The organism is Paraburkholderia caballeronis, assembly GCF_900104845.1.
Classification (GTDB): domain Bacteria; phylum Pseudomonadota; class Gammaproteobacteria; order Burkholderiales; family Burkholderiaceae; genus Paraburkholderia; species Paraburkholderia caballeronis.
Genome location: NZ_FNSR01000001.1, coordinates 1,131,225 through 1,154,827 on the forward strand (window position 1 = coordinate 1,131,225; position 23,603 = coordinate 1,154,827).

Below are 23,603 nucleotides of genomic sequence, written 5' to 3' on the forward strand. Positions count from 1 at the left end.
TTAGCCGGGTAGCTGGCGGTGCGGTTTGCACTACTAATCGCATGCCAGTCCGGCCATAACGTGGCAAGGAAATATGCCGGATACACCATTGTCAGAATACGAGCGCGCACGGATCGCGCTCGATCATGTTCCGCCGGATGACCGCGAAACGTGGCGTAAGGCCGGGATGGCGCTAAAGGCCGAATTCGGCGAGGAAGGATTCGCCCTCTGGAACGAGTGGAGTCGCGCCGCCAGCAGCTACAAGGAAAGCGACGCGCGGGACGTCTGGAAGTCGTTCAAGGGCAGCAGGATAACCATCCGCACGCTGTACCACCTCGCGAAAGCTGGCGGCTTCGATCCGCGAGCGCACAAGGCAAAGTCACTTTCGCCGGCCGAACGGCAGAAGCGCGACGACGAACGCAAGGCACGCGAAGCCAGCGAGCGCGAGGCGATGGCGAAGCGTCACGATGAGGCCGCCAGCGAGGCGGAGCGGCTTTGGCTGGCAGCCGCGCCCGCGCCAGCCGATCATCCATATCTTGTCTGCAAGCGGATCGACGCGGGTGCGCTGCGCATCTATCGCGGCCCGATGCGGATCGGCACGGCAGCGTGCGACGGTGCGTTACTCGTGCCGGCGTTCGATGCAGCCGGCAAGCTTTGGACGCTGGAATTCATACTGGAGGATGGTCAGAAACGGTACCTGCCGAAGGGCCGCAAGTCCGGCGGCTTTACGCTCATTGGCGGTCCGGTCACGGATACCGTGCTGGTTGGCGAGGGTTACGCTACGTGCACCACGCTCGCGGCCGCCACGGGCCTGCCGGCGGCCGTCGCATTCGACGCGGGCAACCTGCTTGCGGTCGCAACGGCACTGCGTGGGCGGCATCCGGCCGCCCGCATCATCCTGTGCGCCGACGACGACCACAAGACAAAGGGCAATCCGGGTGTCACGAACGCCCGCGCGGCCGCCGTGGCGGTTGGCGGCCAGCTCGCGATTCCGCGGTTCGGCAATGACCGGTCCGACACCGCTAAAGACTTTAATGACCTTGGCGCGCATCTTGGGCTGGATGTGGTAGCCGCGTGCGTGCGCGCTGCGGAGGCCGTGGGAGGCCCGGAGGCGTCCGGCAAGGGCGGAGCGTCAGCCGCGCCAGCGAAGGCCGCCAGAAAGCCGAAAACGACCCACGCGAGCGACGGCCGGTCGCGCTTTCGCGTGGATGGGCGTGGTGTCTGGTACGAGGGGTATGACCGCGAAGGTAACAGGCTGCCGCCGCAATGGATCTGCGATCCGCTGGAAATCGGCGCGGAGACCCGCAACGAAGCCAATACGGAATGGGGCGTGCTGCTTGAATTCGCGGACCGCGACGGTAATCCGAAGCGTTGGGCGATGCCGCGCCGGATGTTGGCGGGCGACGGTGCGGAGTATCGCGCGATCCTGATGGACATGGGGCTAAACATCGACCCGTCGTCGTCAGCGAAACAGCGGCTCGCGAGCTATATCCAGAATGCGCGCAGCGATGGGCGTGCGCGCTGCACAAGCCGCGTCGGCTGGCATGGAAACGCATTCGTTCTGCCGGACCAGACCATCGGCATGGGCGACGATCTGACGATTTTCCAGACGGACGGCAGCATCGAAAGTCATTTCCGGCAGAGCGGTACGCTCGATGACTGGAAGCGCGAGCTGGCGGCGCTGTGCGTTGGCAACAGCCGCGTCATGTTCTGCGTGTCGGCGGCCTTCGCTGGTGCGCTGCTGCGGTTCTCCGGGCAGGGTTCGGGGGGCTTCCATCTCGTCGGTAACAGCACGGTCGGCAAGACAACGGCGCTGCGGGCCGCCGCCTCGGTGTTCGGCGGCCGCGATTACCTGCGGAGCTGGCGGGCCACGTCGAACGCGATGGAATCGACAGCCGCGCAGCATAGCGACGGGCTGCTGATTCTCGATGAAATCGGGCAGGTCGAGCCGAAGGAAGTGGGCGATATCGTCTACATGATCGGCAATGAGGCTGGCAAGGGCCGCGCCACGCGGAACGCGACGGCAAAGCCGGTGCTCACGTGGCGGTTGCTGTTCCTGTCGAGCGGCGAGAAAACGCTGGCGGCGATCATGGGCGAAGCGAATAAGACCGCGAAGGCCGGGCAGGACGTTCGCCTCGCAACCGTGCCGGCGGATGCGGGGCGCGGATACGGCATGTTCGAAGAGTTGCACGGGTTCGCGTCTGCGAAAGAGCTGGCGGATCGCCTGACGCATGCCGCCGGCCAGTATCACGGCGTGGCCGGGCTGGAGTTTATCCGGTACGTTTCGGGGTACGCGGAGGGAATGCCGGATACGGTCAGCCGCATGGTGTCGCAGCTCGTCGGCGAGTGGGTTCCGCAAGATGCGGATGGACAGGTTTCCCGTGTCGCGCAGCGGTTCGCGCTTGTGGGTGCGGCTGGCGAGATTGCGGGCGCTGCCGGTTGCACGGGATGGGGCGAGGGCTATGCGGTCGAGGCCGCGCGGGCGTGTTTCGATGCCTGGGTTCGTGAGCGAGGCGGTGTCGGTAACGCCGAATCGACGGCAATCATTCGGCAGGTGCGCGGCTTTCTGGAGGCGCACGGCGACGCGCGTTTCACGTGGGTCCAGCGTGTCGATGATGACCATGCGGGCAAGACAATGCACCGGGCCGGATTCAAGCGCCCCATGTCGGCCGACAGACCCGTGAATTCGGACCGGGAATACATGGCTGAATATGGGGAAAAAATGTCAGCCGCCGATGCCGAACGCAGCGATACAGAATACCTTGTGCTGACGGAGCCGTTCCGCAAGGAAGTCTGCAACGGATACGACCATCGTGCCGTTGCGCAACTGCTGGCGGATGTTGGCGTGCTGAAGGTTGAAGGCGGCGGCCGTCAGGACTGCAAGGTCCGCATTGGCTCCCTTGGCTTGATGCGCGCGTACCGTATCCAGTCATCAATCTTTTCTCTCGATATTGATTGACCGCGCCCGTGCCGTGGCGGCGGCGCGGGCCTTTCATTTGCGCGTCAATCTGCCGGCGGCCGCGTTCAAAGTCACTTTGGATGAATGCTCCAGCGAGTGATTCAGCGGCTTATCGCTGGTGCTTATCTGTGCGATATTCGTAACAATTGACTGACCTGTTCCCAAACGCCCTTTTCTCGGTGGGTACAGCCGTAATCCTTCTCTAGTAAGGCGTTTGGTTACTTGTTCCCAAATTCCCTGCCGTCTGTTCCCATCTCTAACGGGAACGCTGGAAGCCTTTCCTGTATTGCTACACAGGCTATTTGAAAGGCATGTTCCCCATGTTCCCAGTAAAAAATGATATGGAGGGAAGGGAGCAAGGGCATTGCACAGACAGGGTATGCCAATAATGGCGGGCGTTGCGGGCAATTCGGTACAAGAAAACGTGGCTTAAGGCGAGGCTACGGCAGTCCGGCGTCGGGTGCCGATCATTGCAAATTGAGAAAAGGCGACGCGGGTAATTCGAGCCCCGTTCCGTTTGTACGGACAGCGCGGGCTAGGGGGTTGTAGCCGCGTGTCGGTCGCTGCCGAGCTGGCGGCCATCAGTAGCGGGGGACCCTGAGAACGACGACGGATGCGGGTAATTCGAGCCCCGTCCTTTTTGTACTAACCCCGCGAGGGGTGGGGGTTGTAATAGTACGGTGTCGGCATGGCGGACAGGTTGAATCAAGGGGAAACCCTTATGGGGTCGGCCTGCACTCACCCGCTGAGCCCGGTTTTTAGGGGTTTTCACCTATGTTCACGCGGGATTGTCGCGGGTCCTCCCGGCGACTTTTCGAGCAGGGGTAATTCGAGCCTCGTTACATGCGCGGTCGCCAGTGTTTTTATGGGTAGTCACTTGGGTGGTCATTGGGCGTCCGCCATCCCAATCCCGCGCTCTGGTGCGCTTCCGGCGTCTGGACGTACTCTGCCATCAAGCCGACCGCGCTCGCCCGCCAGCGGCGCGAAAAGTGCCCGCGCCGCGCCGCTTTCGTACGAAATGGCGCGCTCGCTATTCTGGGCAGGCCGTTGCCGGGTGACTACCTTGGGTAGTCAGGTGGTCGCTTCGGGTGGTCGGGTAGTCAGGTGGTCACGTGTGCGGGTTATCGCGCGGCCGTCAGTGGAATCACCTTGGCCCCGGCCTTAAGGCGGTCGAGATAGTCCGCCCATATCTGCATCATCGCCCGTCTGTCCTTGATAAACCGCGTGCGGTTGTATGCTCCGCCAAGCGCGTCTGGAACGGCGTGCGCGAGCTGGTGCTCAATGACCTCCGGCTTTTGCTCCAGTTCCTCATGCAGGATCGTGCGCGCCATCGCCCGGAATCCGTGCCCGGTAATTTCCGTGCGCGTATCGTATCCGAGGCGGCGCAGGGCGGCATTGATTGCCGCCTCGCTCATTGGTCGCTTACGGTCGCGCGCACCGGGAAACACGTATTGCCCGTTCCCAGTGAGCTCGTGCAGCTCGCGCAGGATCGCGACGGCTTGTCGTGCCAGCGGCACGAGGTGAGGTGTATCCGTCTTTGTGACGAGGTAACGCCACTCGCCCCTGTCCAGATCTATCTCTGACCACTCGGCCTGCCGCAGCTCACCGGGCCGCACGAACAGCATCGGCGCGAGCCGGAGCGCACATAGCACCGGAAACGTACCGCTGAAGCCGTCGAAAGCCCGCAGCATTTCTCCCACCTTGATGGGCTCCGTTATCGACGCGAAATGCTTCGTCTGGGACGGCGGGATTGCGCCTATCAGGTCGGCGGCCGGGTCGTGACGGCAGAAGCCGTGCTTGATGCCGAATCGGAAAACGCGACTGATTTCACCACGCAACCGATGGGCTGTGAACCGTGCGCCCCGGCTATCCACGCGCTTGAGCACGTCCAGAATCTCCGGCGCGTCGATCTCGGAAATAGGTCGCTTGCCGAGCCAGGGGAGCGCATCGTTTTTGAAGCGTGCCAGCGTCTTTTCGTACTGCGCGGGCTCCACGTAGGACTGGCGTTCCTCCATCCATCCGTTAGCGACGGCCTCAAATGAATTGGCGGCGGCGATCCGTGCCGCACGTGCATCGGCTTTCTTGGCTTCGCCCGGATCAATGCCGGCCGCCAGCTTCTCGCGGGCTTCCTCGCGGCGCTTGCGTGCCGCAGCCAGTGACACTTCGGGATAGACGCCGAGCGCCAGCAGCTTCTCTTTTCCGGCGAAGCGGTATTTGAGCCGCCAGTAACGCTGTCCGGCGACCGTCAGCAGCAGGAACAGGCCGCCAGCGTCAAAGAGCTTGCGCGGCTTGTCTGCGGGCTTGGCGTTCCTGATTGCAGTGTCTGTGAGGGGCATGGGGGTATCCGTGGGGGTATTTTTTAGTCGCGGTAGCAGCGCTCGCCGGAGATACCCCTAAAAATACCCCCTAATACCCCTCGCTGTCACTGGTGAAACCTAGTGAACCCTAGAAACAAAAAACCCCGCTCAGGCTTATCTGGCGGGGTTTTCTGGCGAAACTTGTGCAACGTTTGATAACCTAATGGTGCCTCGGGCCGGAATCGAACCGGCACTCCTTTCGGAACCGGATTTTGAGTCCGGCGCGTCTACCAATTTCACCACCGAGGCATTTCCGGCATCGTCGTGCTCGACGACGTTTTATCCGCGCCATGGGCGCGAGCAAACGCAAATTATGACGTAAATCCCCTGGCCGGGCAACCAGGACGAGGTTCGTCCGCCAGGTCGCCGGTCAGACCGTGCGCGAGAACCGTTCGGCCCGCTGCGCGCCGAGATAGCGGTCGAACACCATCGCGATGTTGCGCACCAGCATCCGCCCGGCGGGCAGCACCTCGATCCGGTTCGTGCTGCGAGCCACGAGTCCGTCCTTCTCGAACTCGCGCAGCCGCTCCAGTTCCGGCGCGAACGCGGTCGGGAAATGCACGCAATGGGCGGCTTCGACCTCGTCGAAGCGCAGTTCGAGGTTGCACATCAGTTCGGTGATGATGTCGCGCCGCAGCCGGTCGTCCGCGGTGAGGCGCACGCCGCGCGTGAGCGCGAGCCGTCCGCCGCCGATCGCGGCGGCGTAGCCGGGCAGGTCCTTCGCGTTCTGCACGTAGACGTCGCCGACCTTGCCGATCGACGACGCGCCGAAGCCGATCAGGTCGCAGTCCGCGCGCGTGCTGTAGCCCTGGAAGTTCCGGTGCAGCGTGCGTTGCGCCTGCGCGCGCGCGAGTTCGTCGGTCGGCAGCGCGAAGTGGTCCATCCCGATGTACACATAGCCGGCGGCGGTCAGCCGTTCGGTCACGAGCCGCAGCAGCGCGAGCCGCTCCTGCGGCGACGGCAGCGCGGCGGCATCCATCTGCCGCTGCATCTTGAACAGATGCGGCATGTGCGCGTAGCCGAACACCGACAGCCGGTCCGGCGCCAGCGACAGCATCGTGTCGAGCGTGCGCGCGAAGCTCCCGACGGTCTGATGCGGCAGCCCGTAGATCAGGTCCACGCTGACCGACTGGAAGCCGCTCGCGCGCGCGGCGCCGATCACGTCCTCGGTCAGTTCCAGCGGCTGCACGCGGTTGATCGCCTGCTGCACGATCGGGTCGAAGTCCTGCACGCCGAGGCTCAGCCGGTTGAAGCCGAGCGCGCGCAAATGCACGATCGTGTCGGCGGACGCTTCGCGCGGGTCGATCTCGATCGAATATTCGCCTTCGTTGTCCGGCCGCAGCCGGAAATGGTCGCGGGTCGCGGCCATCAGCTCCGACATCTGGTCGAGCGACAGGAAGGTCGGCGTGCCGCCGCCCCAGTGCAGCTGGGACACCGGGCGCGCGGTGTCGAACAGTTGCGCCTGCAGTTCGATTTCGCGCCGGATCTGTTCGAGGTACGGCTTCGCGCGCGAACGGTTCTTCGTCGCGACCTTGTTGCAGCCGCAGTAGAAGCACACGGTGTCGCAGAACGGAATGTGGAAGTACAGCGACAGGTCGGTTTCGGCCGCGCCGGGGTCGGCGGCGGCGCGCGCGTAATGCTCGCTGTCGAAGTCGTCGCGGAACTGCAGCGCGGTGGGGTAGGACGTGTATCGCGGGCCGTTCGCGCTGTACTTGGCGAGCAGGTCCGGGCGGAACAGGATGTCGGCGGTGGTCATGATGGAGGGCTGTCTGGGTCGGGGACGCGCCGTGCGGATCACCCGTTTGCGGCCGGACGGCCTGGATCTGACAGCGCAGGTCGGGCCAGTGTACGGGAGCGTCGTCGCAGCCGATTGCGTAAAAAGGCCGCAGCGGCTTGATGGCACAATGCGGTTCGCGCACCGCCGTGCGCCCGAAACACAGACTGGCAGGAAGCAAATGGCGAGTTCAGGTTCCCCGTCCGACGCGCAAGGCTACGCGTGCCGCCCCGGCTGCGGCGCGTGCTGCATCGCGCCGTCCATTTCGAGCCCGATACCCGGGATGCCGTTCGGGAAGCCGGCGAAAACGAGGTGCGTCCAGCTCGACGAAAACGAGCGGTGCATGATTTTCGGACACCCTGACCGGCCCGCCGTCTGCGCGTCGCTGCAACCGGATCCGGTGATGTGCGGCGATAACCGCGAACAGGCGTTGCGCTGGCTGGGTTACGTGGAGACGGTCACCGCGCCGGCGCATCCGGATGGCGGCGCTGACGGCTCGTAGCCGCTGCGGCAGGCAACGGACTTCTCCGGCTGGACGTTATCTGGCCCGGTGAGCGAAGAATGCTAGCATCCGACGACACTCGATCCGCATTCGTCCACGGTGCCTAGTCGCCGCTCACCGGAGATACCGCATGACCCGATCCGCAACGCGCATTTCCCGGCGCACCTTCCTGCTCGCCGCGTTGACCGCGGCCGGCGCGAGCGTGTCGCTGGGAGCGTGCGCGACGGGGACTTTTCCGTTCATTCCCGACCACTACACGTTTTCGCGGCAGCAGGTGCAGGACGCGGTGCAGCGCAAGTTCCCGTACCAGCGGTCGGTGTCGCAGCTCTTCGACGTCTCGCTGACGAACCCGGTCGTCGAGCTGCTGCCCGAGCGCAATCGCGTGTCGGTGCGGCTCGACGTGCGGCTCACGAGCCCGCTGATCCGCCAGCCGGTCAACGGCGCGTTCATGCTGTCGAGCGAACTCGCGTACGACAGCGCGAGCCGCTCGGTGGTGCTGCGCTCGCCGTCGGTCGATCGCGTGGACGTCGACGGCGACGCGGCGCCCTACGCGCAGCAGATCAATGCGGTCGCGGCGCTCGTCGCGACGCAGTTGCTCAACAACTATCCGGTCTACACGTTCAAGCCGGACCAACTGCAGTTTGCCGGGGTGAACTACGAACCCGGTACAATCACCATCCTTACAAACGGCATACGCGCGCAGATCGTCGAAAAGTGACGATGCCGGCGCGTGCGGCCGTCGGAGGGCCGCGTGCCTGGGTACTGGCCCGTCCGGCCCGAACCTTCACTCACGACAAGAAAGGTCACGGATGGACTGGATCCTCATCTGCAAGGCGCTGGTTCTCGGCGTCGTCGAAGGGTTGACCGAGTTTCTGCCGGTGTCGAGCACCGGGCATCTGATCATCGCGGGCAGCGTGCTGAACTTCAGCGGCGAGTTCGCGAAGACTTTCGACGTCGTGATCCAGCTTGGCGCGATCTTCGCGGTCTGCTGGGAATTTCGCCGCAAGATCGGCCGCGTCGTCGCGGGGCTGCCGACCCGTCCGGACGCACGGCGCTTCGCGCTGAACGTGATCGTCGCGACGGTGCCGGCCATCGTGCTCGCGCTGCTGTTCGAAAGGGCGATCAAGTCGGTGCTGTTCGCGCCGGTGCCGGTCGCGTTCGCGCTCGTCGCGGGCGGCGTGATCATCCTGTGGGTCGAGTCGCGGCGGCGCACCGGCCAGGCGTCGGGCGACGCGCGGCTGGCGCAGACGGCGCGCGTGCAGTCGATCGACGACATCACGGTCGTCGACGCGCTGAAGGTCGGTTTCGCGCAGTGCTTCGCGCTGATTCCGGGGATGTCGCGTTCCGGTTCGACGATCATCGGCGCGATGCTGTTCGGCCTCGAACGGCGCGTCGCGACCGAGTTTTCGTTTTTTCTGGCGATTCCAGTGATCTTCGGCGCGACCGTATACGAGCTGCACAAGGCGTGGCACACGCTGTCCACCGACTGGCTCGGCATCTTCGGCGTCGGATTCGTCGCGGCATTCGTCAGCGCGTTTGCCTGCGTGCGCTGGCTGTTGCGCTATGTCGCGTCGCACGACTTCGTGCCGTTCGCGTGGTACCGGATCGCGTTCGGTCTGGTGATCCTGCTGTTCGGTTACGGCGGCGGACTGGGCTGGGACATTCCGACCTGACCGACCCGACGCGATGCCCGGCGGGGAGCCGGGCATTTCACCTGCGAGCCTTAGTCGGCGCGGCGGCGGAACACGAGGTCCCACACGCCATGGCCGAGCCGCAGCCCGCGGCGCTCGAACTTCGTGACCGGCCGGTAGTCGGGGCGCGGCGCGTAATCCGCGGCGGTGTTTTCGAGCGCCGGCTCCGCGCCGAGCACGTCGAGCATTTGTTCCGCGTAGTTCTGCCAGTCGGTCGCGCAGTGCAGATACGCGCCCGGCTTCATCCGCGACACGAGCAGCGCGACGAACTTCGGCTGGATCAGCCGGCGCTTGTGATGACGCGCCTTGTGCCACGGGTCCGGGAAGAAGATGTGCACGCCGTCGAGGCTCGCCGGCGCGATCATCCGCTCCAGCACTTCGACGGCGTCGTGCTGGATGATCCGGATGTTCGTCAGGTCGTGTTCGCCGATCAGCTTCAGCAGCGCGCCGACGCCCGGCTCATGCACCTCGACGCCGAGAAAGTCGTCGTCCGGCCGCCGCGTTGCGATCTCCGCGGTGCTTGCGCCCATCCCGAAACCGATCTCCAGCACGCGCGGCGCGCTGCGGCCGAACATGGCGCTCCAGTCCGGCTCCGTTTCCGCGTACGGGACGACGAAGCGCGGCCCCAGTTCGTCGAGCGCGCGGCGCTGGCCGGTCGATACCCGTCCGGCGCGCGTGACGAAACTGCGGATCCGGCGACGGTGCAGCACGTCGTCGGGGGCGGCTGACGCGTCGGCGGCGGCGGATGGCGTGGAGTCGTGCGAAGCGGAGTCGTTCGGGTCGTGAATCATCGTCGGGACTACGGGGTGTGGGTGGTGCGCTTGCGCGTCGGGACGCGCGGGGGTGTGGCTCGGGTGTGGCTCGATTGTTCGTGACGCGGCGTAGTGTGCGTGGGCCGCCCGCCTCTGTGGCGGCGACGGCCTTTTGCAGCTGCTGCACCGCGCTGGCCGTTGAACGTGTCGCTCCAACTGGCCGCAACGTTGGTCGTAAGGCCGCGCGAGGCCTGCCAGAAGCGTCGCGCATTATAGCAGCGCGGTTATGCGGGTTCGGCGCGTCGCGCCGGCCGCGCAGCATCCGCTAGCTTTCCGATTCCGACGACACCGTCACGTGGATCGGCGTCGGGTGCATCAGTTCGAATGAATCGACGCGTCCGGCGCGCACGTCGAGGAGCAGACGCTCCAGCGCGATTGCGCCATCGCGCATCCGCTGCGCGTCCGCCGGAAGGCGCTCGTCGGCGTGCGCGAGCATCGTCCTGCGCGCAGTCACGATCAGGGCGATGGCGCGCGTGCGAGGCATGAAGAATCGTTCCATTTATGGCATCCGCGCTGACGGGAGGCGAGTGAAACGGGTTGGTACCGGGCGTTCGCATGCGCTGGTGGCTCGACTGCCGTGCCGCCGGAGCCGATCGACCCGTCCGGAGCCGGCGACGGGAAGTGAAAGAACCAGCAGGGATCCGGTGCGCTGCGCCTGCGCGAAGCCTCTGACCGAGGCCGGCAAGCCGGTGTGGAGCGGGCGATGGGAATCGAACCCACGTCTCCAGCTTGGGAAGCTGGGGTAATGGCCATTATACGACGCCCGCAGAGCGCGCCATTTTACGCGGCTTTGGGGTGATTTTGCAATCGGCGGCTCGCTGCGGTCCGGTTGCGCGGGGTGCGCCGCCTCTATTTGAAGCACGTTCCGCGTTGCCGGACGCGACCCGCTACGCGCCAGTCGTCCCCGCTCCGGCTCACCCGCACGCAGAGCGGCGGCAGGCTCCATCGACGTCATGCAGTAGTCCCCGTAGTGATGTTTTCCGCGAATCGAATGCGCGCGGCTATTCAGCAAACGTTTCAGCGTGCCGTTATATCACTGGAGCTTCAACTTTGCTCGTCGGTATATCGGGATTCTCGCGTGCCGGGGACAGGCGTCGACTGCAGGCGAATCGCGCAGCAGGTTCGCCTGCCGTTATCTATTTGGCAGGCAAAGATCGGCGGTAGCCGCCGCCGTCCGAACGACCGGCGAACGGCGAACGACGACGGACGCACGCGTAACGGCGTGCGGTGAGGTTAAGGTTAATTGGGCTTGCGGGCGACGTCCCGCAGGCAGGCGAGCGTTGCACGGGTGCCGGCGCCCAGCGTTCGGGGCAACGGGCCGGCACGCGAGCAATCCACCCATCGAACAACGATATGAAAAGCGGTTTCTGTCTTGCTGCTGCGCTGGCATCGATCACGTGCCTGATGAGCGGCTGCAACGGGGTTTCCAGTTCCGACGAGCAGTTCGTCGAGGCGTCGATGCCGGATACGTTCCTGTCCTTCCGGATGTACGACTCGGGCGGCCAGTCCGGGCGGCGGCAGGCGTGCACGGCGACGATCCGCACGCCGCAGGGCGACGTGAACGAAGTCGTCGTGCTGGAGCGCGGCTCGGGCATGGTATTCGACGTCGCCGCGACGCGCGATGGTTCGGACTGGACCATCACGTCGGAAGGGACGGCGCCGACGGACGAGAATTCGCCGGTGTTCCGCTATCTGCTCGTGGACTGCGTGTCGGCGCTTGAGGACAAGTATCGGGCGGAGCCGTATGGCTATCGCAGCAGGCAGTCGCCGCTGCATCGGTGATGCAGCCGATGCAGCGTCTGATTGCACTCGCTGCCGCCGCGATGGCGGCAGCGTCGGCGGCAATGGCGCCGATGCTCAGATCCCGAACAGCGTCAGCGACACCGCCGCGCGCGTGACCACCATCAGCAGGATCTGCACGATCACGAACAGCAGGATCGGCGACAGGTCGAGACCGCCCAGTTGCGGCACGATCCGGCGCAGCGGATTCAGCAGCGGCGCGGTCAACTGATAGAGGACCGGCATCGCCGGGGAATTCGGGTTCAGCCACGACAGCAGCGCCATCAGGATCGTGAGCCACAGAGCGAGGTTCAGCGCCCACTTGATCACGGTGAGCAGCGCGACGATCAGCAGTGTCGGCAGCGCGCCGAGCGGATCGACGCCGGCGAGCGTCACCATCAGCAGCACATACGCGACGGAGGCGATCAGCGCGGCGACGATGCTGGCCCAGTCGATGCCGCGCACGCCGGGAATCACGTGCCGCAGCGGCAGCACCAGCCAGTTCGTGACCTGCTGCACGGCATGCGAGACCGGGTTGTACGCGGGCATCCGGACGAACTGCAGCCACGCGCGCAGCAGCAGCGCGGCGCCGAACAGCGTGAAAACGGTATTGAGCAGAAAGCGGGCGATCTCGCCGAACATCGGGTTTCCTTTTTCCTTCAGATAGCGCGCGGCGCTGGACAGGGGAGGGTGCGCGCACGGAACGGCATCCGTGCGGCGCGAATCAGCACGACACCTGGGGCGCGCCGGCTGGCATCGCACGGGCGCCGTGGTTCGTGGATCCGGAGTGATTGCCGCAAAGGCGCGGCGCGGCGCGGGACACGCCGTCGAGGCGGCTCCCGCGATACCGATACAGGATGCTGACCTTGCTCATTTTGCGTTCTCGTCGAGGGTCCCGAAGCGTGGGGCGCACGCGGCTGGCGTGCGCCGGTCGTCACATTATCATGGCTTACGCGTTGCCTGCATCCTTCGGCAGGGAGTCCATTTCATGGGCCGCGCGGGCGAGCGTCGCTTCGACCGCGTCGCCGATCGCGTCGAGCGACGCAGGCGGACGCGAGCGCTGCCGCGCGAGCGCCACCGCGCGACGCGTCATCAGCGCGTACAGCATCGCGTGATCGCCGCCGAGCGCCTCCATCGTCGCCAACTGCTTTTCGACCACACCGCCGTCGCCGCGCGACACCGGTCCGGCGAGCGCGCCCGCGAGGCCGTTGTCGCGCGCGGTTTCGATCGTGCCGGCGAGCATCGGCAGCAGCGCGCGCAGCGCGTCATTTTCGTCGAAGCCCAGCCCGTCCCGCCACAACTGCACGCATTCGGCGAGGCCGCACAGCGCGAAGCTGGCCGCGTAATGCGCGGCGCCGTGGTACAGCATCCGCGAGCCGCGCGGAATCGACAACGGATGGCAGCCGAGCGCGCCGGCGAGCGCGACGAGCACTTCCTTTAGCTTGCCGTCGGCTTCGATCGTCACCGAGCAGCCGGCGATGCGCGCAAGGTCCGCCTGGCTGCCGCCGAACAGATACAGCGGGTGAAACCCGCCGGTTGCCGCGCCCTGCTCGCGCGCCCGATCGAGCAACTCGACCGGCGACGCACCGCTGCAATGGACGAGCGCCCATGCGCCGTGGCTCTCGTTCGTCGCTGCCGGCGCGGCGAAGCGCAGAATGTTCGCTGTCGTACCGATGCGATCGTCAGGCACCGCTAGAAAGACAATATCGGCGTTATCGACGACCTGCTGCGGATCGGCATACGCGGCGCAGCCGGGAATCTGACCGGCCAGCCCGGCAGCGGATTCCGGCGTGCGGCTCGCGACCGCGACGACCGGATAAGCGGCGCGCGAAAAGCCGTGCGCGAGACACGACGCCAGTCGCCCGGCACCGATGAAGCCGATGCGCGGCGGCGGGTTTGCGGACATGACGGGCTCCCCGGCTGGACAGGATTCAGCCTCGGAGTATCGCGCATCCATAAGTCGATGGGTATTCGGGCGCAATCGCGAACGAACACGAGGCGGTGGAGAATCGGCGCGGTGAACCGCGCGAGGTCCTGCCGGCGCGGGTACGGCGATTGCTAACGTCGCCGCGGCGTGCGGCGCTCGCGCAACACTGCCGCCAGCGCGGCCAAAATTGAGCACAATAGGCCGTCAGCTTTTCCGGTTTGCCGTTGTGGTTGCGGAAGTGGGTTTTTCCTGTCCGGTTGTCCGATTCGGGAGTTCACAATGAGCATCTTCGCTTACCGAAAGCATCTGCGGTTCTTGACCCCCATTCAGCGTCGCCGCTGGTGGGATCAGAAGAAACGACTGTCCCCGAGAGTCCAGATCAGCGGCGCATACGTGCCGCCGAGCGTCACCCGCGAGTTCACGTACGTGAAGGTCGGATAGTGCGGGACGCCCGCGGCGGACGACGAACCGCGCGCATGAGTGGATGCCCGGTATGTGCCGGGCATCGCGCGTTTACGGAGCGCCAAGGCCTGACGGCGTCGCTCAGGCAATTTGTAATTAAACATTACCGTTCCGATGCGACCGGGCGGCCGCATGGCCGGTAAAAACGCCCGCTGCGGCGGAGTGGCTCTCCAGAAGCCTTGATTCGTCGGAATTTCCAGCCGGGCAATGCCGCATGGTGGAATCGCGGCCGACCGCCGCGCCGAGTCGTTCTTTTTGTGAATTGCAATTTGCAACAAATGGTCTTCTCCGCCGGTCTGCCTTTTCGATACATTGGTACGCGTAGGCAGTATTCGTCATGCGGTGCGGCACGGTTGCCGGCCGCGAGGAGAAGAGAAGTGAACAAGAGCGTTCCGTATATCGTCGCCGCGGCGTTGGCCGTCGGCCTTGTCAGCGCGGCAGATGCCCATGTTTCGGTCGGGATCGGCATCGGCCTGCCGATCGCGCCGGCTTATCCGGTCGTCGCAGCGCCACCGGTCGTGTACTCGCCGCCGGTCGTTTATGCTCCGCCGCCGGTGGTGTACGCGCCTCCGCCGGCTGTCGTGGTCGGCGGTTATTACGGCCGTCCGTACTGGCATCACGGCTACTATCGCGGTTATCGCGGCTACTATCGTCGCTGAGCGGGCAGGCGGCCGTCGGCTACCTTCGAATGCGAGAACGGCGCAACGCCGGCTATCCGCCGGGTTGCGCCGTTTTGTTTTCCGGTGAAGTTCGTGTTGTGTGTTACAGCGCGCCGGCGGCGTTCGCGCCGTTCACGATCAGATCCCGGTAGCCGTGGACGATCACGCTGTACGAGAAATACGCAAACAGCAGCGCGGACAGCACATGGCAGCCGCGCAGCAGTCCTGCGCCAGCCCGCTTGCGTCCATGGCTTGCGAGGCCGCACAGGAAGATCGTCCATGCGAGCCCGCCGAGGAAGAATCCGCCGAGGAACAATAGGGCCGTGCCCGCCGTCGTCGCGCCCGACTTCGCAATCAGCGCGCCGCCGACCGCCGCGAACCACAGGATCGCCGTCGGCGACGACAGCGCGAGCAGCGCGCCGCGCAGGAAGCCGCGCGACGCATCGAGGTTCGGCGACGCCGCATCGGCTTCGCCCTCGACCGGCGGCGCGGCCGCCGGATTAAGCGCCTCGCGGGCCATCTTCCACGTGAGCATCAACAGGATTGCCGCGCCGCCGATCCACACGACCCAGCGGACCGGGCTGAATTGCAGTAGCGCGGCCATCCCGGCCAGCGCGAGCGCCGCATAGGTCAGGTCGCCGAAGCATGACCCGAGGCCGAGCCAGAAACCGGGCCGGAAACCGTGCGACAGCGTCAGCGAGATGATCGCGACATTGACGAGGCCGATATCGAGACACAACGACAGCGACAGGAAAAATCCATCGGACAGCAGCGACAAGTGAGACATGCGGACAGCTTTTTATTCGGATGAAGCGGCGGCGCGACCCGGTGCGCGCCGTATTAAAAAGATCGGTGAATCCCGCGGTCAACCCAGCCCAAGCTCACCGGCCAGACGATCGATACGCTGCTTCACCGCGTCGTCCATCTGGATCGCGCGTCCCCATTCGCGGGTCGTTTCGCCGGGCCATTTGTTGGTCGCGTCCAGACCCATTTTCGAGCCGAGCCCCGCGACCGGCGACGCGAAGTCCAGATAGTCGATCGGCGTGTTCTCGACCAGCACCGTGTCGCGGGCGGGGTCGATGCGCGTCGTGATCGCCCAGATCACTTCTTTCCAGTCGCGGATGTTCACGTCGTCGTCGACGACCACGATGAACTTCGTATACATGAACTGCCGCAGGAAGCTCCACACGCCGAACATCACGCGCTTCGCGTGGCCCGGATAACTCTTCTTCATCTGCACGATCGCCATCCGGTAGCTGCATCCTTCGGGCGGCAGATAGAAGTCGGTGATCTCCGGAAACTGCTTCTGCAGCAGCGGCACGAACACCTCGTTCAGCGCGACGCCGAGCACGGCGGGCTCGTCGGGCGGCTTGCCGGTATACGTCGAGTGATAGATCGCGTCGCGGCGCATCGTGATCCGCTCGACCGTGAACACCGGGAACCACTCCTGTTCGTTGTAGTAGCCGGTGTGATCGCCGTATGGTCCTTCGAGCGCGTGTTCGTACGCGGCGCTCGCGCCTTTCACAGGACGCGGCGGCGCGCCCGCGGGCGCGGGCTCCGGCGATCCCTGCTGCGGGTAGATGAAGCCTTCGAGCACGATTTCCGCGCGCGCCGGCACCTGCAGCGTATCGACGCCCGGCGTCAGGCATTGCGCGAGTTCCGTGCGCGCGCCGCGCAGCAGGCCGGCGAACTGGTACTCGGACAGCGTGTCCGGAACCGGCGTGACCGCGCCGAGGATCGTCGCCGGGTCCGCGCCGAGCACGACGGCGACCGGGTAAGGCTTGCCCGGATTCTTCAGCGCGAACTCGCGGAAATCGAGCGCGCCGCCGCGATGCGCGAGCCAGCGCATGATCAGCTTGTTGCGGCCGATCAGTTGCTGCCGGTAGATGCCGAGGTTCTGCCGCGTCTTGTTCGGGCCGCGCGTGACGGTGAGCCCCCACGTGATGAGCGGACCCGCGTCGCCGGGCCAGCAGGTCTGGATCGGCAGCTTCGCGAGGTCGACGTCATTGCCTTCCCAGACGATTTCCTGACACGGCGGCGAACCGACCGTCTTCGGCGCCATGTCCCAGACCGCCTTCACGAGCGACAGCAGCTTGCCGGCGTCCTTCAGCCCGCGCGGCGGCTCGGGTTCCTTCAACGCGGACAGCAGCCGGCCGACGTCGCGCAGCGATTCGAGCGCCGCGCCGTCGCCGGCGCTTTCCGGCGCATCGATGCCCATCCCGAGCGCGACGCGGCGCGGCGTGCCGAACAGATTGCCGAGCACCGGGAACGCATGGCGTTCGCGATTCTCGAACAGCAACGCGGGACCGCCGGCGCGCAGCACGCGGTCGCACAGCTCGGTCATTTCGAGCACCGGCGACACCGGCTGCGCGATGCGGCGCAGTTCGCCGAGCGTCTCCAGGCGACCGACGAAGTCGCGCAGATCTTTATATTTCATCAGGACCGGATTGAGGCCGCGCGAAGCGGCAAACGGGGGACGCCGCGGACCGCGGAATCGGCGGGCCGCATGCGCAAACGATTGTCGATTTTACCTGTGTTGGCTGGCACACGCTGGCGACCACTATGCACACCGGCTGGAAACGCGCATGGCGCGCGGGTTTGATCGGACTGAACACTGTTCATAATTACAATTAGTTATGACTTTGCTTTGTTATAGTGTTGACGATCTATAAAACCCTGATAGAATCCGTCCACACTGGTTGCAGGGCTTGAAATTTTTAACCATTGTCCCGGTCCTTCAGACGCAACGCGTCGCCGTTTTGCCGATTTCCTGCACGGCCTAGTACGGTCTAGTTTTGCTGTCCTCGCCAGCGCCCCTGCGCTGGTTTTTCCGCGCGAGAGTCTCGGCGCGTGCCCCTTGGCATGCTGACTTTCTGTCCCGAGAGACTCCGCGCACGGCGTATTTGCCGTATTCCCGACGTCGCTGCTGCTTAAGCCAGGGCGCGAGGCGTCGTGATCCCGCGAAAGGCTGCCGGCTTCATTGTCAGGCTGCCGCTCCACGGATCATGCAACATGGGAGATCTGTAGATGAACACCTGGTTATCGTGGTGGCGTGCTGACGAGCGTATCGCTCAGGTGCTGCGCGCGTTGCTGCGTCGCGGGACGCGACTGAGCCACCACCTGTTCAGCATCGTCGGCGGTTGCGCCGTCATGCTCGCACTCGCTGTCTGGTTGTTGCCTTCGTGGCGCGGCACGCTCGCCGCGCGCGTGATGCCGTTCGTGTCGGCCGCCGTGCAGGCCGGTCCCGCGCGGCTGCTGCAGGGTAATCCGTTGCCGTCGTTCGCGCCGTCTGGCGCGAAGCCGGACGACGACTCGCTCGCCGACAACGCCGGCGGCCCGACGCCGACCGCCACGCTCGCGGATGCGGGTACGGCCGCAGCCGGCGGCAACGTCGCGGGAGCGACGACGCTCGACGCGGTTACGCTGAACGGCCTCGACCCGCGCGCGCTGCCGAGCGTCGGCGCGCTCGCACGGATGATCCCGTCGCAACGGATCACGCCCGACGCGCGCGACGACCGCGTGCTCGTGTCGGAGCGCGAGCAAGGGCTTGTCTCGACCTACCTGTCGCGCCGCTATCGCGTCGCGCAGGAGCCGGTCGGCGAACTGGTGAAGGCCGCGTTCGACACCGGCCGCGAAGTCGGCCTCGATCCGCTGCTGCTGCTCGCCGTGATGGCGATCGAATCGGGCTTCAACCCGTACGCGGAAAGCGGCGTCGGCGCGCAGGGGCTGATGCAGGTGATGTCCAAGGTCCACTCGGACAAGTTCCAGTATTTCGGCGGCCAGAGCGCGGCGCTCGATCCGCTCGCGAACATCAAGGTCGGCGCGCTGGTGCTGAAGGACTGCATCGCGCGCGGCGGTTCGGTGCCGGGCGGGCTGCGGCTGTACGTCGGCTCGACGTCGCAGGACGATGGCGGCTACGGCGCGAAGGTAATGGCCGAGCGCGGCCGTCTGCGCGACGTCGCGCGCGGCCGTCGCGTGTCGATCACCGCGCCGCAGGCGCCGACGCCGACGCCGGCCCCGGCTGCGACCACCGTCAGCACGCCGGTGCCACAGCACGATGGGCGTCGTGTGCAGGTGACGCTCGACGGCGCGCATCCGCTGACCGAAAAGACCGCGTCGTCGCCGGCGAAGGCCGCATCGGAGCAGGACGACGCGAGCACGGCTGCGCAGAAGCACGCGCAAGCGTCGGAGATGGGCGTCTGACGACGGACAGTGGCGGGCAGCCGCCGCGCCGCTATCGGCGCAAAACGAAAAAGGCACCGCGAGGTGCCTTTTTTCATTGGGCCGGTTGAGCAACCTGCCCGAAACGAAACAGTGTCTGGCCGCGTCAGCGGCCAAACAGCCCGCGCAGCCGCTCGACTGCTTCTTCGAGCCGCTCATACGCGGTCGCGTAGGACAACCGCACGTACTGCCGGGGCGCGGCGACGCCGAAGTCCATCCCCGGCACCAGCACCGTGCCGGCCTCGTGCAGCATCGCGCGCGTGAGCGCGTCGCTGTCGCCGGCGGCCGGGTGCGCGACGCCGGTGCAGTCCGCGTACACGTAGAACGCGCCGTCCGGCATCACCGGCACCGAGAAGCCCAGCGATTCGAGCGCCGGCGCGATGAAGTCGCGCCGGCGGCGGAATTCGAGCCGGCGCGCCTCGTAGATCGCGAGGGTGTCCGGCTCGAAACACGCGAGCGCCGCATGCTGCGCGAGCGCCGACGCGCAGATGAACAGGTTCTGCGCGAGTTTTTCGAATGCGCCGGTGAGCGCCGGCGGCACCACGAGCCAGCCGAGCCGCCAGCCGGTCATGTTGAAGTACTTCGAGAAGCTGTTGACGGTCACGACGTCGTCGCCGAACGACAGCGCGGACACCGGCGGCGCGTCGTAGCTGAGCCCCTGGTAGATCTCGTCGACGATCGTGAAGCCGCCGCGCGCGCGGACGGCCTCGACGATCCGCTTTAGCTCGTCGGCCTCGATCGACGTGCCGGTCGGGTTCGACGGCGACGCGAGCAGCACGCCGCGCGTGCGCGGCGTCCACAGCCGCTCGACGTCGGCCGCGCTCAACTGGAAGCGCACGTCCGGGCCGCTCGGCACGAGCACCGGCTTGCCTTCGGCCGCCGCGACGAAGTGGCGGTTGCACGGGTAGCTCGGGTCCGGCATCAGCACTTCGTCGTCGCGATCGACGAGCGCGGTGCACGCGAGCAGCAGCGCCGCCGACGCGCCCGCGGTGACGACGATCCGCGCCGGATCGATCGTCAGGCCGTACGCGTGCGCGTAGTGCGCGGCGATCGCTTCGCGCAGCGCCGGGATGCCGAGCGCGCTCGTGTACTGCGTGACGCCGCGGCGCAGCGCGGCTGCGGCGGCCTCGACGACGGGTTCCGGCGCGGTGAAGTCGGGCTCGCCGATGCCCATGTGGATGATGTCGCGTCCCGCGCGTTCGAGTTTCGCGGCTTCCTTCGCCAGTTCCATCACGTAGAACGGCTGGATCGCGTCGACGCGGGCGGCAAGCCGCAGCAGCGGCTCGGCAACGGTGTTCATGCGGTGCTTCCGGTGGTAGCGGGGAGGGTGGCCGGCCGGCGCGGGCAAACCGCGCCGCCGGACGACGCACGCCGTGGCGCGCGTCGGAAAAGCGGGGGCGCGGACGGGTGAAGCGGCCCGCGCCCGGCTGTCACGACCGGCGGGCCGCCTGCGTTTCGGCGGCGCGCAACTGCACGGACAGCTTGTCGAGCACGCCGTTCACGTACTTGTAGCCGTCCGAGCCGCCGAACGTCTTCGCGAGTTCGACTGCCTCGTTGATTACGACGCGGTACGGAATGTCGACGTGATGCTTCAACTCGTACGTCGCGACGAGCAGCACCGCGCGTTCGACCGGCGACAACTGGTCGATCGGCCGGTCGAGGCTCGGCGCGATCGCGGCGGACAGCGTGTCCGACTCGCGGATCACGCCGTGCAGGATCGCGTCGAGATGCTCGTGGTCAGCCTTGTCGTAACCCTGGGCGCCGCGCAGTTGCGCGTCGATTTCGCCGGCGGGCACGCCCGACAGCAGCCACTGATACAACCCCTGCGTGGCCAGTTCGCGGGAGCGGCGGCGCGCGCTCTTCATTGGCGTTCCTCTTCCTCGTCTTCTTCTTCGTCGTCGTCGCCGTCGAGCTGTTCGAGCGCGACCGTCAGGTTCGCCATCTCGACCGCGACGCGGGCCGCGTCACGACCCTTCTCGGTCATCCGGGCGACGGCCTGTTCGTCGTTCTCGGTCGTCAGCACCGCGTTCGCGACCGGCACGCCGAAGTCGAGCGCGACGCGCGAGATGCCCGCGCCGCTTTCGTTCGACACGAGTTCGAAGTGGTAGGTCTCGCCGCGCACGACCGCGCCGAGCGCGATCAGCGCGTCGAACTGGCCGCTTTCGGCGAGCTTCTGCAGCGCGAGCGGGATTTCGAGCGCGCCCGGCACGGTGACGAGCAGCACGTCCTCGCCGGTGACGCCGAGGCGTTCGAGTTCTTCGATGCACGCGTCAGCAAGGCCGTTGCAGACGGGTTCGTTGAAGCGGGACTGGACGATGCCGATGCGCAGTCCGTCGCCGTCGAGGTTCGGTTGGTATTGTCCGATTTCCATGGTGGATCCGTAGTGTCGGTTGAGCGGGTGGCGCGGAGGGTGGGCCGCGCGCGGATTACGCGTGCAGATTACGCGTGCGACTCGGTGCTGGTGCTGCCTGCCGTCTCGGCCGGGCACGGCGCTTCGGTCTGGCCGCCCGGCATCGGCACGAAGCCGGTGACTTCGAGGCCATAGCCGGACATGCTGCCGAGCCGACGCGGGTTCGACAGCACCTGCATGCGGCCTACGCCGAGTTCGCGCAGGATCTGCGCGCCGATGCCGTAGGTCTTGAAATCCACCGGGCGGCGGGAGAGCGCCTCCGCGCGCTCCTTCTGATTGAACGCGCGGAACACGTCGACCAGATGTTCCTTGGTGTCGCCGCAGTTCAGCATCACGATCACGCCGTGATCGCGCGCGGCGATTTCCTTCATCGCGGCGTCGAGCGTCCACGAGTGCGTGGACGCGCCGACTTCGAGCAGATCGAGCACCGACAGCGGCTCGTGCACGCGCACGGCGGTGTCGCGCTCCGGCGACGGCGTGCCGCGCACCAGCGCGATGTGCGGCGAGCCGGTCGGCTGGTCGATGTACATCACCGCGCGGAATATGCCGTGCGCCGTGTGCATCGTGCGTTCGGCGACGCGCTCGACGATCGATTCGGTGCGGCTGCGATAGTGGATCAGGTCGGCGATCGTGCCGATCTTCAGCCCGTGTTCCTTCGCGAACTCGATCAGGTCCGGCAGGCGCGCCATCGTGCCGTCGTCCTTGATGACCTCGCAGATCACCGCGGCCGGCGTGAGGCCCGCGAGCGCGGTGAAGTCGCAGCCGGCCTCGGTGTGGCCGGCGCGCACCAGCACGCCGCCCGGCTGCGCCATGATCGGAAACACGTGGCCCGGCTGCACGATGTGCTCGGCCCGTGCGTCGCGCGCGACCGCGGCGGCGATCGTGCGCGCGCGGTCGGCGGCCGAGATGCCGGTGGTCACGCCTTCGGCCGCCTCGATGCTGACCGTGAACGCGGTGCCGTACTGCGTGCCGTTGCGGTAGGTCATCAGCGGCAGGTTCAACTGCTTGCAGCGTTCCTGGGTGAGCGTGAGGCAGATCAGGCCGCGGCCGTAGCGGGCCATGAAGTTGATCGCTTCCGGCGTGACGAATTCGGCGGCGATCACCAGGTCGCCTTCGTTTTCACGGTCTTCTTCGTCAACGAGGATCACCATCCGGCCGGCTTTGAGTTCGGCGATGATCTCTGGGGTGGAGGCGAGCGTCATGTCGGGTTTCTGTCGGGAAAGCGCACATTTTACGCCACGCGGGCGGGCGCGTCGCCGTCGCGACCGTGCGCGGCGCGGCGGCGGCCGGTTGCCCGGGGCGCACGGGATGCCCGGGATGCTGCACGGTCCGCCGCGCACCGCACGCCGGGTCGGCCGAACGGCCAACTGTGCGGCGCGCGATACAACAGGCACCATAGTAACGGTTGACGTTATTAACGTGAGGCGTTACTATCACCATGATTTCTTCGTTCGCATGCCGCGATACCGCGGCGCTCTTCGCGGGGCGCCGCATCGCCCGGTTCGTCCAGATCGAAACAGCCGCGATCCGCAAGCTGCAGCAGCTCAATGCCGCCGCCACGCTGTCGTTCCTCGCGGTGCCGCCCGGCAACCGGCTGGAACGGCTCGACGGCGACCGCGCCGGGCGCTATAGCCTTCGCATCAACGCGCGATGGCGCATCTGCTTTCGCTTCGACGACGGCGACGTGACGGAGGTCGAAATCGTCGACTACCACTGAGGAGCACTCACATGGCACGGGAAGTACCGCTCGCCACGCCCGGCGAGATCCTGTCGGAAGAGTGGCTGACGCCGATGGGCATCAGCCAGTACGCGCTTGCGAAGGCGATCGGCGTGCCGCCGCGCCGCATCAACGAGATCGTGCTCGGCAAGCGCGCGATCACCGCGGACACCGCCGTGCGGCTCGCCGTTTTCTTCGGCACCGACGCGCGCAGCTGGATGGACTTGCAGGCTCACTACGACACGGAGCTTGCCAGCGAGCAGTTGCGCGACGTGCTCGCGCGGATCAAGCCGCACGTGGCGCATGCGTGAGCGGCGGCGCGGCGTGTTTCGTTTGACCGGGCGTGGCGGCGGG

Annotated in this window: 22 protein-coding genes and 2 tRNA genes; 9 read left to right on the top strand and 15 right to left on the bottom strand. The window is 66.3% G+C overall.

Annotated features, from left to right (window positions below):
* The first annotated feature begins 88 nt into the window (after window positions 1-88).
* Window positions 89-2,938 (top strand): DUF927 domain-containing protein, encoded by a 2,850-nt coding sequence (locus BLV92_RS05040; protein WP_090542825.1) that lies wholly within the window; start codon window positions 89-91, stop codon window positions 2,936-2,938.
* Window positions 2,939-4,059: 1,121 nt separating this feature from the next.
* Here the strand turns inward: BLV92_RS05040 and BLV92_RS05045 are convergent.
* From BLV92_RS05045 to hemN, 3 genes are all read right to left on the bottom strand, one after another.
* On the bottom strand, window positions 4,060-5,274 hold the full coding sequence (locus BLV92_RS05045) for a tyrosine-type recombinase/integrase (RefSeq protein WP_090542827.1): 1,215 nt from the start codon (window positions 5,272-5,274) through the stop codon (window positions 4,060-4,062).
* A gap of 185 nt (window positions 5,275-5,459) precedes the next feature.
* Window positions 5,460-5,544: transfer RNA gene (locus tag BLV92_RS05050), tRNA-Leu, on the bottom strand.
* A 121-nt stretch (window positions 5,545-5,665) separates the two neighbouring features.
* Window positions 5,666-7,051 (bottom strand): oxygen-independent coproporphyrinogen III oxidase, encoded by a 1,386-nt coding sequence (gene hemN / locus BLV92_RS05055; RefSeq protein WP_090542829.1) that lies wholly within the window; start codon window positions 7,049-7,051, stop codon window positions 5,666-5,668.
* A gap of 199 nt (window positions 7,052-7,250) precedes the next feature.
* Here hemN and BLV92_RS31390 point away from each other — a divergent pair, with 199 nt between their 5' ends.
* The 3 genes from BLV92_RS31390 (at window position 7,251) to BLV92_RS05065 (ending at window position 9,244) form a co-directional block, all read left to right on the top strand.
* On the top strand, window positions 7,251-7,571 hold the full coding sequence (locus BLV92_RS31390) for a YkgJ family cysteine cluster protein (protein WP_110332505.1): 321 nt from the start codon (window positions 7,251-7,253) through the stop codon (window positions 7,569-7,571).
* Window positions 7,572-7,701: 130 nt separating this feature from the next.
* A complete protein-coding gene (locus BLV92_RS05060; RefSeq protein ID WP_090542831.1) occupies window positions 7,702-8,289 on the top strand; it encodes a DUF1439 domain-containing protein in 588 nt (195 codons plus the stop codon).
* A gap of 91 nt (window positions 8,290-8,380) precedes the next feature.
* The gene (locus tag BLV92_RS05065; RefSeq protein ID WP_090542832.1) at window positions 8,381-9,244 is read left to right on the top strand and encodes an undecaprenyl-diphosphate phosphatase; all 864 of its coding nucleotides are present in this window, start codon (window positions 8,381-8,383) and stop codon (window positions 9,242-9,244) included.
* Window positions 9,245-9,294: 50 nt separating this feature from the next.
* Here the strand turns inward: BLV92_RS05065 and trmB are convergent, their stop codons facing one another.
* From trmB to BLV92_RS05080, 3 genes are all read right to left on the bottom strand, one after another.
* Window positions 9,295-10,053 (bottom strand): tRNA (guanosine(46)-N7)-methyltransferase TrmB, encoded by a 759-nt coding sequence (gene trmB, locus BLV92_RS05070; RefSeq protein WP_090542834.1) that lies wholly within the window; start codon window positions 10,051-10,053, stop codon window positions 9,295-9,297.
* 286 nt (window positions 10,054-10,339) lie between these two features.
* Window positions 10,340-10,558 (bottom strand): hypothetical protein, encoded by a 219-nt coding sequence (locus tag BLV92_RS05075; protein WP_090542836.1) that lies wholly within the window; start codon window positions 10,556-10,558, stop codon window positions 10,340-10,342.
* A gap of 208 nt (window positions 10,559-10,766) precedes the next feature.
* A tRNA-Gly gene (locus BLV92_RS05080) sits at window positions 10,767-10,841 on the bottom strand.
* Window positions 10,842-11,427: 586 nt separating this feature from the next.
* Between BLV92_RS05080 and BLV92_RS05085 the strand changes: the two genes are divergently transcribed.
* Complete coding sequence (locus BLV92_RS05085) at window positions 11,428-11,856, top strand: hypothetical protein (protein ID WP_090542837.1); 429 nt, start codon at window positions 11,428-11,430, stop codon at window positions 11,854-11,856.
* Between the two features lie 75 nt (window positions 11,857-11,931).
* Here BLV92_RS05085 and BLV92_RS05090 read toward each other — a convergent pair whose 3' ends face one another.
* The 3 genes from BLV92_RS05090 to BLV92_RS31980 all read right to left on the bottom strand — a co-directional run bounded on the left by BLV92_RS05090 (window position 11,932) and on the right by BLV92_RS31980 (window position 14,517).
* Complete coding sequence (locus BLV92_RS05090; protein WP_090542839.1) at window positions 11,932-12,495, bottom strand: YggT family protein; 564 nt, start codon at window positions 12,493-12,495, stop codon at window positions 11,932-11,934.
* A gap of 307 nt (window positions 12,496-12,802) precedes the next feature.
* Window positions 12,803-13,759, bottom strand: coding sequence for a Rossmann-like and DUF2520 domain-containing protein (locus BLV92_RS05095; RefSeq protein ID WP_090542841.1), 957 nt, complete (start codon window positions 13,757-13,759; stop codon window positions 12,803-12,805).
* 368 nt (window positions 13,760-14,127) lie between these two features.
* Entirely contained in the window at window positions 14,128-14,517 is a 390-nt protein-coding gene (locus BLV92_RS31980) for a hypothetical protein (protein WP_167626986.1), read from the bottom strand.
* 102 nt (window positions 14,518-14,619) lie between these two features.
* Here BLV92_RS31980 and BLV92_RS05100 point away from each other — a divergent pair, with 102 nt between their 5' ends.
* Window positions 14,620-14,901: a hypothetical protein gene (locus tag BLV92_RS05100; protein ID WP_090542843.1), complete on the top strand. Its 282-nt coding sequence runs from the start codon at window positions 14,620-14,622 to the stop codon at window positions 14,899-14,901.
* A gap of 103 nt (window positions 14,902-15,004) precedes the next feature.
* Here the strand turns inward: BLV92_RS05100 and BLV92_RS05105 are convergent, their stop codons facing one another.
* Both BLV92_RS05105 and BLV92_RS05110 read right to left on the bottom strand, forming a co-directional pair.
* Window positions 15,005-15,688 carry a LysE family translocator gene (locus BLV92_RS05105; RefSeq protein ID WP_090542845.1) on the bottom strand — a complete coding sequence of 228 codons (684 nt, stop codon included), beginning with the start codon at window positions 15,686-15,688 and terminating at the stop codon, window positions 15,005-15,007.
* Window positions 15,689-15,766: 78 nt separating this feature from the next.
* The gene (locus BLV92_RS05110) at window positions 15,767-17,338 is read right to left on the bottom strand and encodes a UbiD family decarboxylase (protein ID WP_090542847.1); all 1,572 of its coding nucleotides are present in this window, start codon (window positions 17,336-17,338) and stop codon (window positions 15,767-15,769) included.
* A 590-nt stretch (window positions 17,339-17,928) separates the two neighbouring features.
* Between BLV92_RS05110 and BLV92_RS05115 the strand changes: the two genes are divergently transcribed.
* A complete protein-coding gene (locus tag BLV92_RS05115; RefSeq protein WP_090542848.1) occupies window positions 17,929-19,104 on the top strand; it encodes a lytic transglycosylase domain-containing protein in 1,176 nt (391 codons plus the stop codon).
* 124 nt (window positions 19,105-19,228) lie between these two features.
* On the opposite strand, the gene BLV92_RS05120 is transcribed toward BLV92_RS05115, so the two are convergent.
* The 4 genes from BLV92_RS05120 to ribBA form a co-directional block, all read right to left on the bottom strand.
* Window positions 19,229-20,422 carry a pyridoxal phosphate-dependent aminotransferase gene (locus tag BLV92_RS05120; protein ID WP_090542850.1) on the bottom strand — a complete coding sequence of 398 codons (1,194 nt, stop codon included), beginning with the start codon at window positions 20,420-20,422 and terminating at the stop codon, window positions 19,229-19,231.
* Window positions 20,423-20,552: 130 nt separating this feature from the next.
* Window positions 20,553-20,987, bottom strand: coding sequence for a transcription antitermination factor NusB (nusB, locus tag BLV92_RS05125; RefSeq protein WP_090542852.1), 435 nt, complete (start codon window positions 20,985-20,987; stop codon window positions 20,553-20,555).
* Window positions 20,984-21,493 (bottom strand): 6,7-dimethyl-8-ribityllumazine synthase, encoded by a 510-nt coding sequence (gene ribH / locus BLV92_RS05130; protein WP_090542853.1) that lies wholly within the window; start codon window positions 21,491-21,493, stop codon window positions 20,984-20,986. The genes nusB and ribH overlap by 4 nt, the downstream gene beginning before the upstream one ends.
* A 68-nt stretch (window positions 21,494-21,561) precedes the next feature.
* The gene (gene ribBA, locus BLV92_RS05135) at window positions 21,562-22,734 is read right to left on the bottom strand and encodes a bifunctional 3,4-dihydroxy-2-butanone-4-phosphate synthase/GTP cyclohydrolase II (protein WP_090542855.1); all 1,173 of its coding nucleotides are present in this window, start codon (window positions 22,732-22,734) and stop codon (window positions 21,562-21,564) included.
* Between the two features lie 236 nt (window positions 22,735-22,970).
* Between ribBA and BLV92_RS05140 the strand changes: the two genes are divergently transcribed.
* The gene (locus tag BLV92_RS05140) at window positions 22,971-23,249 is read left to right on the top strand and encodes a type II toxin-antitoxin system RelE/ParE family toxin (protein ID WP_090542857.1); all 279 of its coding nucleotides are present in this window, start codon (window positions 22,971-22,973) and stop codon (window positions 23,247-23,249) included.
* Window positions 23,250-23,260: 11 nt separating this feature from the next.
* Complete coding sequence (locus BLV92_RS05145) at window positions 23,261-23,560, top strand: HigA family addiction module antitoxin (RefSeq protein ID WP_090542859.1); 300 nt, start codon at window positions 23,261-23,263, stop codon at window positions 23,558-23,560.
* The last annotated feature ends 43 nt before the right edge of the window (window positions 23,561-23,603 follow it).